Source organism: Priestia megaterium NBRC 15308 = ATCC 14581, from assembly GCF_000832985.1.
GTDB lineage: Bacteria > Bacillota > Bacilli > Bacillales > Bacillaceae_H > Priestia > Priestia megaterium.
This window is the reverse complement of the sequence record NZ_CP009920.1, coordinates 2,769,101-2,785,884: the sequence shown is the minus strand read 5'-3', so window position 1 is coordinate 2,785,884 and position 16,784 is coordinate 2,769,101. Positions and strand designations below refer to the sequence as shown.

Below are 16,784 nucleotides of genomic sequence, written 5' to 3'. Positions count from 1 at the left end.
GTTGATGTTCCCACAATTAATTCCCTTTAAACAAAAAACCCCTTCTGATATTCTCAGAAAGGGTTTTTCTCTTAAGCTAAAATGGCTTGCAGCAAAGCTTTTTGTACATGCATACGATTTCCAGCCTGCTGAAAAACAACAGAATTTGGTCCGTCAATAACGCTTGCTGTTACTTCTTCTTCACGATGCGCAGGCAAACAGTGCAGAAATAAATAGTCTGACTTAGCATAGGAAGCTAGTTCTTCATTTACTTGATAAGGAGCAAATATTTTCAAGCGTTGCTGTGCTTCTTCTTCCTGTCCCATACTTGTCCATACGTCTGCATAAATAGCATCGGCATTTTTCACAGCTTCTATAGGATCTTTTGTAATCGTAACCTTCGCACCTGTTGTAGCAGCTATTTCATGAACATAAGCTGTTACAAAGTCTTTTGGCTCATATCCATCAGGGCATCCAATTGAAATATCTATCCCCATTTTTGCACAGGCAATCATTAACGAATGCGCTACATTATTTCCGTCTCCAACATACGCTACTTTTAGCCCTTCAAATGATTTCTTGTGCTCGTAGATCGTTAATAAATCAGCTAGAGCCTGACAAGGATGATAATCATCTGTCAAACCATTAATAACGGGAATGGATGCGTAATCTGCAAGCTCTTCGATCTTGCTGTGTTCAAACGTACGAATCATTATAGCATCGATGAATTCAGATAGTACGCGTGCTGTATCAGCAATCGTTTCTCCGCGTCCAATCTGTAAATCTTGGCTGCTTAAAAAGAGGGCGTTTCCTCCAAGCTGCATCATTCCCGCTTCAAATGAGACTCTTGTTCTTGTTGAAGATTTTTCAAAAATGAGCCCCAGCGTTTTTCCTTTTAACGATGTTACGATTTCACCATTTTTATGCTTTTCTTTCAGTTCAATGGCGCTTTCTAAAAGTGACATAATATCGTCTGATGATAAATCTTTAAGTGTAAGCAAATCTTTTCCTTTTAAATTCGTATTTACCGAGACTGTACTCATGATACTGTCACTTCCTTTTTAGTTTTTTGAAACCATTCTTGCAGTGATGAAACGTGATATTCATCGACTTGGAACGATTGGAAAAATAGCGAAGCCGTTTCTGCCTCCGTCATAACCATTAAACCGTGTTTTAATGCTGACATACGGCTTTCTTTATCTTCAGGCTGTAAACTTACATATAATAAAGCTTCTTTCGTTTTCACCCATTCACTAACTTCTTTATCTTTAACAAGAGTTAATCCCGCGCTTTGCGCAAGCTCTTCAAGGCCCTGCGCCTCTCCGTTGATATACACTTCTGCAGCACCTTTTTTACTTAACACATACTGATGGAATACTTTTTTTGCTGCTTCTTCAATCGTTGAAGAAATCGCAATTCCTTCACCAGTTGACTTCATTTCTGGTCCAACAAGTGGATCAACTCCTGATAATTTACTTGTCGAAAACACTGGAAACTTGATAGTTGTGTAAGCCGGATCCGGCAATAAACCTAGCTTTTCACTAATTTCCGACAATGATTTCCCAAGCAATATTTGAGTTGATAGCGAAACAAGCGGCGTGTTGCACACTTTGCTTACTACAGGCACTGTACGGCTGGCACGCGGATTAACTTCCAGCATGTAGACTTCATCGTTGTAAATAACATATTGGATATTCATAATCCCTTTATATTGAAGTTTGTTTACAATTTTTTGAGCGTAGCTCACCATTTTTTCTTTATGCGCTGCTTCTACTGTTTTTGCTGGTAAAAGCGCATAGCTGTCTCCTGAATGAACGCCGGCTTTTTCAATATGTTCAACGATTGTCGGAATCAACACATCTTTTCCATCTGCTACCACGTCAACTTCTGCTTCTTTTCCCGGGAAGTAAGCATCAATAAGCATTGGGAAATGAGAAGCTTTAATAGCCGGTAAACAAGCCTGCAGCTCCGTTTCGTTTTGAATTGTCAGCATTCCTTTTCCGCCAATCACGTAAGAAGGACGAATAAGTAATGGGAAGCCCATATCTTTTGCTTTTTTTACAAGTTCTTTCGCGTCCTTCGCCATTTCACCTGGGATATGCGGAATATCACAGTCATCTAAGAGCTTATAAAACAGGTCACGATCTTCAAGTGCATCAATGACATCATTTGTAATCCCTAGTAAATTAACGCCAGCTTCTTCTAGACCTTTAACAAGCGAAATAGCCGTTTGACCTCCGTATTGAACAATTACATCCGTCACATTTTCAGCATCAAGAACATTTAATACGTCCTCTACTGTTACAGGTTCAAAATATAAGCGATCTGCTACTTCAAAATCTGTACTTACCGTTTCTGGATTATTGTTAATTAAAATCGTTTCGTATCCTTCTTTTTCAAGAGCTAGCACACCGTGTACAGAGCTGTAGTCGAACTCTACTCCTTGCCCGATACGAATTGGTCCAGAACCGATAATCGCAACTTTTTTATTCGTTGATGGTTCAATCTCACTTTCGCCGTAGTAACTAGAGTAGAAATACGCCGTTGAAGATTCAAACTCCGCTGCACATGTATCCACCATTTTATAGCTTGGCGTAATATGTAGTGCTTTACGTTTCGCTCTTACCTCAAGTTCTGGCACATTCCATACGTCTGCTAGATACGCATCTGTAAAACCATGTTCCTTCACTTGCTTGAATTGTTCAGCTGTAATCGAATCAAAACGTACTTCTTTTAAAGATGCTTCCATTTTAATCAGCTGTGCAAAGTGTGTTAAATAGAAATAATCAATTTGTGTTACTTCATGGATATACTCAGGCGTTGTGCCGCGGCGTAAAAGCTCAAGGATAACAAAAATACGCTCATCGCTTTGTTCGCCTAGCCTGCTTTTTAATTCATCCGTTGAAAGTTCTTGCAGTTCTTCTACTTCTAATCCTTGTAAGTCAATTTCTAAAGAAGATAATGCTTTTTGGAAGCTACGTGTAAAGTTACGGTCAATAGCCATTACTTCTCCAGTTGCTTTCATTTGCGTACCAAGCGTTCTTTCAGCGTAGAAAAACTTGTCAAACGGCCATCTTGGAAATTTCACTACTACATAGTCAAGAGCAGGTTCAAAGCTTGCATACGTGTCTCCTGTCACAGGATTTAATAATTCATGAAGCGTGTAGCCTACCGATAGCTTTGCAGCAATTTTGGCAATCGGATAGCCAGTTGCTTTTGATGCAAGAGCAGACGAACGGCTCACACGCGGATTTACTTCAATTAAATAGTACTGCTTGCTTTTTGGATCAAGCGCAAACTGAATGTTGCAACCCCCAATAATGCCAAGCGATGAAATAATTTTAACTGAAGCAGAGCGAAGCATTTGATATTCCACGTCTGTTAGTGTTTGAGAAGGAGCAACGACCACCGAATCTCCAGTATGGACGCCTACGGGATCGATGTTCTCCATATTACAAATTGTGATGCACGTATTGTTTACGTCACGCATAACCTCGTACTCAACCTCTTTAAATCCGGCGATGCTTTTTTCAATTAAGCACTGAGTAATAGCACTTTCACGCAAACCTGACGCTGAAAGCTTTTCAAGCTCTTCCATAGAATGAGCAATTCCTCCGCCCGTTCCGCCTAGCGTATAAGCAGGACGTACAATAACAGGAAAACCAATTTTCTTGGCAAAAGCTAACGCTTCTTCTACTTTTGTAACAACTTCACTTTCCGGCACCGGTTCATTCAGTTCATTCATCAATGCGCGGAACTCTTCACGACTTTCACCTTTTTTGATTGATTCAATCGGCGTTCCTAAAAGTTTCACATCATATTTTGGCAAAATGTTTTGTTCATGAAGCTCAAGTGCTAAGTTTAAACCCGTCTGTCCACCTAATGTTGCTAACAAACCGTCCGGCTTTTCTTTTGCAATAATTTTCTCTACGCAGTCTACTGTTAATGGTTCAAAATAGATTCGGTCTGCTACGTGAGTGTCCGTCATAATTGTAGCTGGATTATTATTGATTAAGATAACTTCATAACCTTCTTCTTTTAATGACAAGCATGCCTGAGTTCCTGAATAATCAAATTCTGCTGCTTGCCCGATTACGATTGGTCCTGATCCGATTACTAAAATCTTTTTTAACGTTTGGTCTTTAGGCATATACTTTTCCGCTCCCTACTTGCTGTACTTTCGTCATAAATTCATCAAAGATATACGTGCTGTCACTTGGTCCAGGATGTGCTTCTGGATGATATTGAACCGACATAACAGGAAGGTCTTTATGCATTAAACCTTCAACCGATCCGTCATTCACATTTTTAAATCGAACGTTTAATGGCGTAGACGTAATCGTCTGTTCATCTACGACATAGCTATGGTTTTGAGACGTCATACACACTTTGTTATTCGTTAAATCAATTACAGGCTGATTAGCTCCTCGGTGACCGAACGCCAGCTTTTTGGTTTGTGCCCCAAAAGCAAGCCCAATTAACTGATGTCCAAAGCAAATTCCCAAAGTTGGATACGATGAAATAATTTCTTTTAGTTCATCCAGCTGACTGCTCACTTGGGTTGGATCTCCAGGTCCGTTTGATAAGACAATGCCATCCGGCTGCAGCTCTTTTACTTTTGAAGAGCTTGTAGAATAAGGAACAACTGTTACTTTGCAGCCTCGATTTAACAGCTCTTGTAAAATTGATTTTTTATAGCCAAAGTCCATTAATACAACGTGTTTTTCACCGTTCCCGTAAGTAACAGGCTCTTTTGTTGATACTTCTTTTACTACATATCCATCGCATTCAGCAGTAAATGCTGGTGGTTCAGCAGATGTCGAAAAGGCAGATTGCATCGTACCTTCTTTTCGAATTCGTTTTACGACCGCTCTCGTATCCACATGTGTAATAAGCGGAATGTTCCATTTCTTTAAATATTGTTTAAAGCTGTACATCGCTTCGTAATGGAACCCTTCATCTGAACATTCGTATACGACAACGCCTGCTACGTGAGGCTTTTTGCTTTCATAATCTTTTTCATTGATACCATAGTTCCCAATCAAAGGGTACGTAAAGACGATAATTTGATCTTTGTAAGATGGATCAGTCACAACTTCTTGATAACCAGTCATTCCAGTAAAGAAAACAATTTCTCCTTCTGCCTGGTGCGTTGCTGTATGTTCAATGTGTCCGGCGAACGAATCGCCGTTTGCTAAGTGTAAATATCCGTTCATTGTGCATCCCTCTTCGAATAATTATTTATAAAACAGAATTTTTATACAAACATATTCAAAAAAATTTGTATTATGAAGTAATTTTTGTTTGGCTAAACGCTTCTTCAATGATATGAATCGCTTGGTCCAACTCTTCTTTTGTTACAGTTAAAGGCGGCAGCAATCGTACTACATGCGGTCCTGCTCCCAGTGCTAGCAATCCTTTTTCACGCATAGCTGCAAGCAATGCTGACTGATGTTCTCCGCATTCAATTCCAATCATAAAACCTTTTCCACGAACATCGGTTACAAATGAATAATCTGCTACGCTATTTTTCAAAGCATTGGTAAAATAAAGGCTTTTTTCTGTAACCTCTGCCAAAAATGCTTCATTAAAAATAATGTTTAAGGTTGCTTTGGCTGAAGCTAGTGCAATTGGGTTTCCTCCAAAGGTTGTTCCGTGAGTACCAGGTCCAAATGCTTCTTTGAGATAGCCTTTGCCAATCATTGCACCAACCGGCATTCCGCTTCCTAATCCTTTAGCTGCTGTAATAATATCTGGTGAAACGTTAAAATGCTGATAAGCAAATGGTTTTCCAGTTCTGCCGATTCCAGTTTGCACTTCGTCAACTATAAACAGTGCTTCGTGCTTTTTACATAGCTCTTGAATGGTTAATAAAAATGCTTCGGTTCCTGGAACCACTCCGCCTTCTCCTTGAATGACTTCAACCATAATTGCTGCTACGCTGTCGTCCATTTCCTGTTTTAATGCTTCTTCATCATTGTAGGGCACGTAAACAAACTCATTAACAAGAGGACCGAAGCCATCATGAATTTTTGCCTGCCCTGTAGCTGTCATTGTAGCAAATGTACGTCCATGAAATGATTTTGTAAACGTAATAATTTTGTGTTTTTGTGTGTACTTGCGCGCTAATTTAATCGCCGCTTCGTTGGCTTCTGCACCGCTGTTACAGAAAAATACTGCATCACCGTTTGAGCGTTCCACAAGCTTACCTGCTACGTCTTCTTGAATCGATTGATGAAATAAATTTGACACGTGCCACACTTTATTTAACTGCTCTTCGACCGCTTTTTGAACATCAGGATGACGATGACCTACGTTACAAACAGCGATACCTGAAATAAAATCTAAATACTCATTTCCTTTGTTATCTATTAATTTTGTTCCTTGCGCCTCTTCCACATGGATATCAAACCGTTGATATGTTGGAAACAATGAACTCATCGCTATCTTCTCCACCTTTCCCACTATATTTAATTGCTGTACCAATCAGCTTTCCTTCCTTATCTAAAAATCCATCAGTTCCGCTAATAATATGAACTTCTTCAAGCAAAGGAGATAACGCATTTACCGCTGATGTTACTTTCGGAATCATTCCGCCATAAATTACTTTTTCTTCAATAAGTGCATCAATCTCTGACTTTGTAAGCTCAGGAAGCAATGCTCCATCCTTTAACACACCTTTTACATCCGTTACAAACATCAGCTTTTCAGCATTTACTGCTTGTGCAACGGCTCCGGCTGCCACGTCAGCATTAATATTATAGCTATTACCTTCTTCATCTGCTCCAATGGAAGAAACAACTGGAATATACTTACTGTCAGTTAGTTGTTTTAATAATGTATCGTTTACGCCTTTTACTTCTCCAACGTAACCTAGACGTTCCACATCAATTGCCTCTGCTTTAAGCAATAATCCATCAATTCCTGATAGTCCTACCGCTTTTAAGTTCGATTTTTGTAGATCTTTTACAAGCTGCTTATTAACCTTGCCTGCTAATACCATCGTCACAACTTCTAATGCTTCTTTGGACGTTTTTCGAAGCCCATCTACAAATTCCGTTTCAATGTGAAGTTTGGTAAGCGTATCTTGAATATCAGGTCCGCCTCCGTGCACAACAATGATCTGATATCCATTTGCTTTTAACTGCTGAATGCTTTCAAAAAAAGCGCTTGTTAACTGGTTGACAATGCTGCCTCCGCATTTTACAACGACGATTTTTTCATTGCTCATTTCACTCTCTCCTTACGTTCGATAACTGGCATTGATTTTGACATAATCGTAAGTCAAATCGCAGCCCCACGCTTTGCCGATCCCGCTTCCCTGCTGTAAGTCCACATAGACTTCGACCGTATCATTTTCTAAATAAGCCTTTGCCTCTTCTTCACTAAATGAAACAGGCTGACTGTTTTCTAACATCTGGATATTGCCTAACGAAACATTCACTGTTTCTGGATTAAGCGCTACTCCGCTGTATCCAACTGAACAAATAATTCGTCCCCAATTAGCATCGGCTCCATACATGGCCGTTTTCACTAGGTTCGAGCCCACAATTTGTTTAGCAATCACATTTGCTTCTTCGTTTGTATGAGCACCAGATACGTTTACTTCAATTAGTTTTGTTGCTCCTTCACCGTCGCGTGCAATTTGTTTGGCTAAATCTTCACACGTCAAGCGCAGTGCTTCATAAAACGAATTCCATTCAGGATGATCTGGTGTAAGCGACTGGTGATCAGCTTTTCCATTTGCTAAAACAACAACCATATCGTTGGTGGACGTATCACCATCCACTGTAATTTGATTAAAGCTTTTATTTGTAATAGAACCTAGCGCATCTTGTAGCACTGAAGCTTCAACCTTAGCATCCGTTGTGATAAAGCTAAGCATCGTAGCCATATTTGGGTGAATCATGCCTGATCCTTTCGCTGTGCCGCCAATGGTGACTACTTTGCCGTCAATTTTTGTTTCATAGCAAGCTGATTTCATCACTGTATCTGTTGTTAAAATAGCCGTTTGAAATTCTTCTGCTTTTTCTTTGTTCGACGAGGGACTTAACAACCCAATGCCTTTCACGATTTTTTCCATATCTAGAAGCTCTCCAATTACGCCTGTAGAAGCTACCGCTACATGATGAGGTAGGATATTAAGCTTTTTTGCACATGTATTTCGCATTTGGTATGCATCTTTTAATCCTTGTTCTCCAGTACATGCATTTGCACATGCGCTGTTCACAACGATCGCTTGCAGCTTCTGCTCCACCGCTACACTTTCTTTTGTAACAGCTAAAGGCGCCGCTTGGAAGGCGTTAAGCGTGTAAACAGCTGCGCAATTAGCTGGCACATCGCTTACAATAACTCCTAAATCTTTTTTAGCATAACGTAAACCAGCGTGAACGCCGTCTGCTGAAAAACCTAGCGGCGTTACAATTGTACCGTTCTCTATTTTCTTTATCTTTTCTTTCGTTTGTTTAACCGTAATCACTATACGTTCCCTCCTGCTTTTATCGTGATTAGTGATGCTGTTGACTTTATGGGAAGACAGGCAGTAGCCCGATACCCGCTTGCTGTTCAAATCCCATCATGATATTGGCATTTTGAATGGCCTGGCCGGCTGCCCCTTTAACTAAGTTATCAATGACAGAAACAATCGTGACACGCTTTGTTCGTTCGTCAAATGCAACACCGATATCGCAATAATTTGATGCACTTACTTCTTTAGTAGACGGAAATTCACCAGCTTTTCGAACGCGAACGAACGGGGAGTTTTGATATGTATCTACATATAGCTGATGAAGCTCTTGTACTGAGCTTTCTTCAGAAAGTTCAGCGTATATTGTACTCATAATCCCTCGCGTCATTGGAACTAAGTGCGTACTGAACGTAACGTGGCCAATTTCTTCATCCCACTTTTCTAAAATAGATTCGATTTCTGGGATATGCTGATGGTGATTAACTTTGTATATTTTCATATTTTCATTGATTTCAGCATAATGAGCCATTTGCGAAAGACCGCGTCCTGCTCCTGAGATCCCGGACTTTGCATCAATGATAATAGAGTTTGATTTCACCATTTGTTTACTAACGAGGGGAGCTAACCCAAGCAGTGTAGCTGTTGGATAACAACCCGGATTCGCAACGAACGTACTGCTTTCAACTTCGTCTGCAAACCATTCTGATAATCCATACACAGACTGATGCAAAAATATTCCATCCGCAGCAGGCTTTTTGTACCATTTTTCATAAAGCGCTTCTGTTTTTAATCTAAAATCTCCAGATAGATCTACCACTTTTATTCCTTCTTCTATTAATTGAGGTACAAGTTTGCTAGAAACACCGGACGGAGTTGCTGTAAACACTAAATCTAATTCTTCAGCCATCTTCTTAGGGTTTATATCTTGCAGTGTATATACAGTATTAGAAAGGTGAGGATAAACTTCTGCTAGTTCCATCCCATCCTGAGAGGATGAATAAACTGCATAAACATGAAAATGTGGGTGATTCGCTAACAAACGAATCAGTTCTACTCCTCCATACCCTGTTGCTCCAACAATTCCTACCTTGTATTCTTTCATTTTAAAACTCCTTTTTCCACGTATCTATTTGAATTATTTATCATTATAATACCGTATAAAAATAAAATCAAATGAATATTTAAAAAATCCAACACTTTATTCTATATTTTTAAACATTTTTATTTATTCATAAGTTTTTATTTTTATAACTATCTTTCTATTTTTGTTTAGAAATTGTTCACAGATAGTTTTGGAAAACACTGGTTGTTTTTGTGTATAATAAGAATATCGATAAAATCATCCGTATGACATTTTTTTATACGGCTAGTGGACGTACAGCATATACAGACTGTTCTAACTTAATAGATTAATAAGTAGCAGTCGCAAAAATTTTAATTAAAAGGTGATAACATGATGAACATCACAACGGATTCTTTTTCGAATGAGCTGCAGCAATTTTTTATGAGCTTTGATCATAAAATTTCGTTTAAAAAAGGTGACTTTCTCTTTCAAGAAGGTTCGACTTCAACTCATTTATTTTTTATTACATCAGGGGCCGTGCAAGTAGGTAAAGTGACACCGGAAGGACGCGAGCTGACGCTTCAGCTGGCGAGTTCAGGAGACTTAGTCGGGGAAGTCATGCTGTTTTGCGGATCTACTCCCCATATGCTTCAAGCAAAAGCTATTGAACCTTGTACGGCAATCAGTATTCAAAAACGGGTGTTAGAAAACGAACTAGCACAATACCCTGCTCTTTCTATGGAGTACATGAAGTGGATGGGACTACAAATTAAACGAATGCAGACAAAATTTAGAGACTTAATTCTAAATGGAAAAAAGGTGCTCTCTATTCTACTCTGATCCGCATGTCTAATAGCTTTGGAGTAATGAAGCCAGATGGTATTTTATTAAACGTAACGTTGACCAATCAAGAAATCGCCAATCTATGCGGGACATCTCGAGAAGTGGTCAATCGCATGCTCGCTGAGTTGCGAAAAAACGAAGTGATTTCAATGGCAGATGGAAAAATCATCATTCATAAGCTTTCTTTTTTAAAGAAAGAAATAGACTGTGAGGACTGCCCTGTGGAATTGTGCAGAATTGAATAAGAAAAAAAGCCATCGTTGATGGCTTTTTTCTTATTGAACACCTAATGCAATTTTAGCGTAGCGCGTCATGCGATCTTTATCCCATGGCGGATTAAATGTGATATTCACTTCTACATTTTCTACTTCTTCAAGCGAAATTAATTGTTTTTTCACTTGTTCGCCAATCACACCAGCCAGCGGGCAGCCGATAGAAGTTAACGTCATCGTCACGATAACCGTGTTGTTTTCTTCCATTTCTACACCGTACACTAAGCCTAAATTTACGATATCAACGCCAAGCTCTGGATCAATTACTTCTTCTAGTGATTCCATGATTTTATCTTCTAACTGTTTATCCATATTCATTCTCCTTTCTTTTACTTCCGTAATTATCTTCACGTATTAAATATACCCTTAAACAATTTATCGTAAGCAATCAATAACTATGTCTTACACCGTAACAAGACAGCTTTTGCATGTCAATCGTTCTGCTTTGCTCCTAAGGAAAAGTTGTGTAAAATATGGGAATACAAGCATGAATATTAGTAGAATTCAATATAATCGTATAACTACTTCAATTTAAAAGGAGCCCTATATGAGAAACGATCAACACTTAATCGCCTTAGATCTGGATGGAACATTGTTAACGAATGAAAAAACCATTTCACCTACAACGAAACGGGTATTAGAAAAAGCCAAACAAGAAGGACATATTGTAATGATTGCAACTGGAAGACCTTATCGTTCCAGTGCTATGTATTACAGCGAATTAGATTTATCCACGCCTATCGTAAACTTTAACGGAGCGCTTGTCCATCACCCCCTTCAGCCTGATTTCGGCACGCATCACGAACCTTTAAACCGCCGCACTGTCCATGACATTGTGACAGCTATGCAAGACTATCGCATCAACAATATCATGGCAGAAGTACAAGATGATGTGTATCTTCATTTTGAAGATCGAAAATTAATGGATGTACTTAGCCTAGGGGATCCTAAATTACAAACAGGTGATTTGCGTCATACGCTGCAGCACGATCCAACGTCTATTTTAATTCACGCAGATGAAGAACATGTACAAGATATACGCTCTCACCTTTCAGATGTTCATGCAGAAGTACTAGAACATAGACGCTGGGGAGCACCTTGGCATGTCGTTGAAATTGTAAAAAAAGGACTTAATAAAGCTGTAGGTCTTGAGCGCGTAGCTAATCATTATCAAATTCCACGCGAACGAATTATTGCGTTTGGAGATGAAGACAATGATTTTGAAATGATTAAATTTGCAGGACACGGTATCGCCATGGAAAATGGTATTAGCGAATTAAAACAGCTAGCGCGTGAAGTAACAAAATCGAATGAAAATGATGGTATTGCTTATTATTTGGAAAAAACGTTAAATTTATAACTTAGCTTTTTTTGAAAAGCAAGGTAAATTTTTATCGCTATCATTTTTTTTATTTAGTACACACTATAACCGACACTTCTTAAGGTGTCGGTTTTATTTATATTACGAGGAGGAATTTATGATGGGCAGAGGCAATCGATCAAAACGTTTTGTGAAACAAGGTGCAGACGCAGTTCAAAAACATGATGAACGAATTCCTTATCATATGACTATGGCAGAGGCAGAAGCATTTCAAGCTCAGCAGCGCCAAACTCCTCATGGAGGACAGTAACTTATGAAAAATTCACTTTTTGGTCAAGTAAAAGATGCGATTCGAAATGCAGTATCCGGCCATTCAGAAGATCAGCTTCACCGTCAAAAGCACGGCAACGGTGAACTTGATATTTCAGAAGGTGTATTAAATAGCATTGCTTCTAACGCTTCTCCTGAGGAGCAAGAGCAGCTGAAGCAATTCCAAAACTCATTGCATCAAGCGTACGATACAGATGGAGAATCACATTCACAAGAGAAAAGCGCAGACATTACGTCTGATACGCTGTCTCATATCGTTCAGAATGCTTCTTCCGAAGAGAAGGCACAGCTTGAACAGCTTCAAAACACTTTAGAAGGCGGTCAGTCTCACGCTCACGGTAAAGCTCACACGTCCAGTGAAAGCGTAGCAGCTGATATATTATCTCATGCACAGCAAAGCGCTTCTCCTGAAGAACAAGCTCAGCTTCAGCAGCTTCAGAATACATTGGGAGCTGCTGGTCAAAATCATCAAACGTCTCAGGCTCATACGTCTGCAGCTTCGGGTGAAAACATTGCAGCTGATATGCTGTCTCATGCGCAGCAAAATGCTTCTCCTGAAGAACAAGCTCAGCTTCAAGAACTTTCTAATGACTTAAAAGGTACACATTAATACAAAAGGTCCAGGTAATTAATACCTGGACCTTTTTTAATCCTTGCGAAACAAACCAAAGATTCCCGTTGTCTGAACGATATTGGTAAATGCTTTAGGATCTACCTCTTTAATCACTCGTTCCAAGTCATATAATTCATATCTGGTCAAAACAATCATCAGCATTTCTTTATCTTCATTTGTAAAGCCGCCTTTAGCCGGTACCGCCGTAATCCCTCGCACGAGTTTGGCGTGAATCGCCTTTCTTAGCTCCACTCCTTTTTTTGTTACGATCATTGCTGTGAGTTTGACATGACGCGTATGAATAACATCAATGACGCGAGTAGTTGTATAAAGCGTCACAAGCGTATAGAGTGACTTCTCAGCACCATATAAAAGACCTGCTAGCACGATAATAATTGCGTTTAATATGAACATATAAGTGCCAATTGGTCGGTCTTTTACTCGAGACAAAATCAGGGCAATAATATCGAGCCCACCAGTTGAAGCTCCAAATTTTAATGTAATCCCTACCCCTACCGCTAAAATAACGCCTCCAAAAACTGCGTTAAGGATGATGTCTTTAGAAAGTGCTTGAATAGGAATAATTCCAAGAAACAAAGTTGTTGCAGCAACGCTGATAAAGCTGTAAACAGTAAATGACTTCCCAACTTTTTTCCACCCTAAAATAGTTACAGGAATATTTAACAACAACAACAACACTCCCGTGGAAATAGTAAAAGGGGTGTAATCTGTCACGATACTCGAAACAAGCTGCGCTACTCCTGTAAAGCCGCTCGAATATACATTAGCAGGTATCAAAAACAAGTTGAGCGCAAGCGCATTCAATAATGCTCCTACCAAGACGACTATCGCTTTTTTTGTTTCAAGCCACATATTCAAATGACCGACCTCCGCTTTTTTAAAACTTCTTACTCTCCTATACCCATTTATAAAATGAATAAAGTCAGCATCTTTAAAATAGTTAGTACATATAGTATGTACGATTTGGCAGAATTAAAAAAACTTATTCAAAAATTGTATTTTCCTCAAAGTGCTTATACACTAATACTATATCGTATATAACGCTTCTCAATGTTTATACATCAAATTCATTTAATATTTTATAAATGCAATTAGGAAGGTGACATTTATGTCAATTAAACTTTTAACCGATAGTGCAAGCGATTTGCCTTTATCCTTTTTTCAAGAAAATAACGTTGGCTTTTTACCACTTCGCGTAAGCCTGGATAATCAAGAATTTTTAGATCTACAAACGATTGAGCCAGCTTCTGTCTACGAAGCTATCCGTAAAGGCAAGATGCCAAAAACATCTCAAGCGGCTCCAACTACTATGTATGAAGTCTTTGAAGACATAGCTAAATCAGGTGATTCGTGCGTTTATTTAGCTTTTTCTTCAGAATTATCCGGTACATATCAAACAGCAATGATGATTCGAGAAGAACTCCTAGAAAAGTATCCCGATTTTCAATTAGAGATAATCGATACGAAATGTGCATCTCTTGGCCAAGGAGTAGTTACTTATTATGCAGCACAATTACTACAACAAAACCTCTCACTAATAGAGATGACAGAAAAAATAAAACAATACGCGCTGCATATGGAACATATTTTTACGGTCGATGACTTAGATTTTCTTGCTCAAGGAGGACGCGTGAGCAAAGCTTCTGCTTTTGTAGGAGGTCTGCTTAATATTAAGCCGCTGCTTCATGTGGAAGATGGAAAATTGATTCCAATCGAAAAAATCCGCGGCCGTAAAAAAGTATTTAAGCGCATGCTTGATGTAATGGAAGAGCGAGGAAAAAACCTCTCTTCTCAAACCATTGGAATTAGCCATGGAGATGATTTAGAAACAGCTCTTCAGCTGAAAGAGATGATTCAAGAACGTTTTGGAACCAAACATTTTATCATTAATATTATTGGTGCAGCCATAGGTTCTCACTCTGGCCCAGGGACGATTGCAGTCTTCTTTTTGAACGAAAACATCGAATAATTTAAAGAGGTCAGGGCATTCTAAAGGTACGACCAAAAAGGGGTGTATCACGATGCCAAAAACGAGCGATAACGATAAAAAAGCAAAAGATAATAACGCAAAGCTTCACGAAAAGAATCTGCAAGCTAAGCATAACCGTGAGCTTGGAAAACATTCATTTTCTAAAAAAACTGATCACTTATAAAAAGAAGCCGCTGAATTTTCAGCGGCTTCTCCTTTTAGTTTTCTTCTTTTTTAAAATATGTCCATCCTTCTTCTTGATAAACTTTTCCTTCTTTCATCAGTTTACCAAGCGCACGTTTGAACGCAGCTTTACTCATATTAAAGCGCTCACGAATATCTTCCGGATAGCTTTTATCCCAAAATGGCATAACGCCACCGCGGCTTTCCATGTAATCGTATAGTACTTGTGCATCTTCATCCATGCTTTCTTGCTTGCGCGGAAGAAGCGATACGTTTAGCGTTCCGTCTTCTTTTACATTAATTACGCGGCCTGTTACATATGTACCAAGCTTTGGTTCTTTGCGTCTCTCGCTTTCATGAATAAATCCAACATATCCTTCATCTGTCATAATAAATGAACCTACGCGCAGTACGCGATAGATGTATCCGCTCACTTCACGATTAAAAAGTTCGGGCGGAGCATCTAATGCCATTGCTTTCATCACATCATCTGTAGCAATTTTTCCGTACATCTTACCGCGCTTTGAAATCTTCATTGTACAGTAAACCTTGTTTCCGACTTCTGGCCACAGATCTTCTAGCGCAGGTAAGTCTGTTGAACCAATTAACATATCTTTGTTCATGCCGATATTTACAAACACGCCCAAACCTGGATTAACATCTACGACCTCGACCCACTCATAAACACCTTCTTCAACAAGAGGTAAGTGCATCGTTGCCGTTAAACGGTCATGCTGATCAAGGTATAGAAAAACTTCTACTTCTTCTCCTTCAGCAAGTTCTCTTGTTGTTTCATTTTTATGTAGCAAAATTTCTTCTTCACCTTCTGCTAACATATAACCAATCGGCGTTTCCCGGTTTACTGTTAAATACGCTTTCATCCCAGCTTCTACATTCATCGTTCTATCCATCCTTTATATAAATTAGTAGTGACTATTCCGTCACCACATACCTTCTCCCTTTGCATCGAACAGCATTTTAAATTTCAAATCAACTTAAATGCATGCATTGTTTAAAAAAGCTGCTTCTATAGCTTACAACAAAAAGCATAACTTGTATTGTATCAATTACCGGCTCTCTATTCAATATCAGTTGTATACAGTTTGTGTTTTATTTATAATAAAAGAACAAACTCTTTACATATGGAGGTTATTATGGCTAAAGATAGTTCATTTGACATTGTGTCACAAGTCGATTTATCAGAGGTAACAAACGGCATTACCATGGCAACAAAAGAAATTAAAACCCGCTACGATTTTAAAGGCAGTAAAAGCGAAATCTCACTTGAAAACGAAGAGCTTGTTCTTATTTCTGATGATGAATTTAAGCTTGAACAGTTAAAAGACGTACTGATCTCCAAGCTTATTAAACGCGGCGTACCTACACGCAATATCTCATATGGAAAAATTGAGAACGCCTCTGGAGGAACGGTTAGACAACGTGCCAAGCTAATTCAAGGTATCGACAAAGACAACGCTAAAAAGCTAAATACAATTATTAAAAATACCGGTTTAAAAGTAAAAAGCCAGATTCAAGATGATCAGCTTCGCGTAAGCGGTAAAAATCGTGATGACCTGCAGCAAATTATTTCAGCTATTCGCAGCGCTGATTTACCTATTGACGTACAATTTATTAATTACCGCTAAAAAATGGATGCCACGGCATTCATTTTTTCTTTTAAAGCCTTTTTTTATTCGTTCAGACTTATTCCTATGCATAGATA

General features: G+C 38.9%; 16 protein-coding genes and 1 pseudogene. 7 read left to right on the top strand and 10 right to left on the bottom strand.

The features are described 5' to 3' along the window. Positions 1-71: 71 nt before the first annotated feature. From argF to argC, 7 genes are all read right to left on the bottom strand, one after another. Positions 72-1,022: an ornithine carbamoyltransferase gene (gene argF / locus BG04_RS14880; RefSeq protein ID WP_034654407.1), complete on the bottom strand. Its 951-nt coding sequence runs from the start codon at positions 1,020-1,022 to the stop codon at positions 72-74. After that, positions 1,019-4,129, bottom strand: a complete 3,111-nt coding sequence (locus BG04_RS14875) for a carbamoyl-phosphate synthase (glutamine-hydrolyzing) large subunit (protein ID WP_034654409.1) — start codon at positions 4,127-4,129, stop codon at positions 1,019-1,021. The genes argF and BG04_RS14875 overlap by 4 nt, the downstream gene beginning before the upstream one ends. Beyond that, positions 4,122-5,195: a carbamoyl phosphate synthase small subunit gene (locus tag BG04_RS14870; RefSeq protein ID WP_016763027.1), complete on the bottom strand. Its 1,074-nt coding sequence runs from the start codon at positions 5,193-5,195 to the stop codon at positions 4,122-4,124. The genes BG04_RS14875 and BG04_RS14870 overlap by 8 nt, the downstream gene beginning before the upstream one ends. Before the next feature lie 70 nt (positions 5,196-5,265). Further along, positions 5,266-6,420 (bottom strand): acetylornithine transaminase, encoded by a 1,155-nt coding sequence (locus tag BG04_RS14865; RefSeq protein WP_016763026.1) that lies wholly within the window; start codon positions 6,418-6,420, stop codon positions 5,266-5,268. After that, entirely contained in the window at positions 6,386-7,210 is an 825-nt protein-coding gene (gene argB / locus BG04_RS14860; RefSeq protein ID WP_013081733.1) for an acetylglutamate kinase, read from the bottom strand. The genes BG04_RS14865 and argB overlap by 35 nt, the downstream gene beginning before the upstream one ends. Positions 7,211-7,222: 12 nt before the next feature. Next, positions 7,223-8,458: a bifunctional ornithine acetyltransferase/N-acetylglutamate synthase gene (gene argJ, locus BG04_RS14855; protein ID WP_034654411.1), complete on the bottom strand. Its 1,236-nt coding sequence runs from the start codon at positions 8,456-8,458 to the stop codon at positions 7,223-7,225. Positions 8,459-8,504: 46 nt separating this feature from the next. Next, positions 8,505-9,548, bottom strand: coding sequence for an N-acetyl-gamma-glutamyl-phosphate reductase (gene argC / locus BG04_RS14850; RefSeq protein ID WP_034654413.1), 1,044 nt, complete (start codon positions 9,546-9,548; stop codon positions 8,505-8,507). Between the two features lie 351 nt (positions 9,549-9,899). On the opposite strand from argC, the pseudogene BG04_RS14845 reads away from it, so the two are divergent. Next, a pseudogene (locus BG04_RS14845) lies at positions 9,900-10,597 on the top strand (Crp/Fnr family transcriptional regulator). A 30-nt stretch (positions 10,598-10,627) separates the two neighbouring features. Here BG04_RS14845 and BG04_RS14840 read toward each other — a convergent pair. After that, the gene (locus BG04_RS14840) at positions 10,628-10,936 is read right to left on the bottom strand and encodes a metal-sulfur cluster assembly factor (protein WP_013055384.1); all 309 of its coding nucleotides are present in this window, start codon (positions 10,934-10,936) and stop codon (positions 10,628-10,630) included. A 235-nt stretch (positions 10,937-11,171) separates the two neighbouring features. Between BG04_RS14840 and BG04_RS14835 the strand changes: the two genes are divergently transcribed. From BG04_RS14835 to BG04_RS14830, 3 genes are all read left to right on the top strand, one after another. Further along, entirely contained in the window at positions 11,172-11,984 is an 813-nt protein-coding gene (locus BG04_RS14835; RefSeq protein WP_013055383.1) for a Cof-type HAD-IIB family hydrolase, read from the top strand. A 118-nt stretch (positions 11,985-12,102) separates the two neighbouring features. After that, positions 12,103-12,255 carry a hypothetical protein gene (locus BG04_RS30980; protein ID WP_013055382.1) on the top strand — a complete coding sequence of 51 codons (153 nt, stop codon included), beginning with the start codon at positions 12,103-12,105 and terminating at the stop codon, positions 12,253-12,255. Positions 12,256-12,258: 3 nt separating this feature from the next. Continuing rightward, positions 12,259-12,885 carry a DUF3813 family protein gene (locus BG04_RS14830; protein ID WP_034654415.1) on the top strand — a complete coding sequence of 209 codons (627 nt, stop codon included), beginning with the start codon at positions 12,259-12,261 and terminating at the stop codon, positions 12,883-12,885. Positions 12,886-12,921: 36 nt separating this feature from the next. On the opposite strand, the gene BG04_RS14825 is transcribed toward BG04_RS14830, so the two are convergent. Continuing rightward, the gene (locus tag BG04_RS14825; protein ID WP_034655312.1) at positions 12,922-13,761 is read right to left on the bottom strand and encodes a YitT family protein; all 840 of its coding nucleotides are present in this window, start codon (positions 13,759-13,761) and stop codon (positions 12,922-12,924) included. Positions 13,762-14,017: 256 nt separating this feature from the next. On the opposite strand from BG04_RS14825, the gene BG04_RS14820 reads away from it, so the two are divergent. Both BG04_RS14820 and BG04_RS29755 read left to right on the top strand, forming a co-directional pair. Beyond that, positions 14,018-14,878: a DegV family protein gene (locus BG04_RS14820; RefSeq protein ID WP_034654417.1), complete on the top strand. Its 861-nt coding sequence runs from the start codon at positions 14,018-14,020 to the stop codon at positions 14,876-14,878. Between the two features lie 52 nt (positions 14,879-14,930). After that, the gene (locus tag BG04_RS29755) at positions 14,931-15,062 is read left to right on the top strand and encodes a DUF3941 domain-containing protein (protein ID WP_013055378.1); all 132 of its coding nucleotides are present in this window, start codon (positions 14,931-14,933) and stop codon (positions 15,060-15,062) included. A 34-nt stretch (positions 15,063-15,096) separates the two neighbouring features. Here the strand turns inward: BG04_RS29755 and BG04_RS14815 are convergent, their stop codons facing one another. Beyond that, positions 15,097-15,960, bottom strand: a complete 864-nt coding sequence (locus BG04_RS14815) for a CvfB family protein (protein ID WP_013055377.1) — start codon at positions 15,958-15,960, stop codon at positions 15,097-15,099. 255 nt (positions 15,961-16,215) lie between these two features. Here BG04_RS14815 and BG04_RS14810 point away from each other — a divergent pair, with 255 nt between their 5' ends. Beyond that, positions 16,216-16,707: a YajQ family cyclic di-GMP-binding protein gene (locus tag BG04_RS14810; RefSeq protein ID WP_013055376.1), complete on the top strand. Its 492-nt coding sequence runs from the start codon at positions 16,216-16,218 to the stop codon at positions 16,705-16,707. Positions 16,708-16,784: the final 77 nt, after the last annotated feature.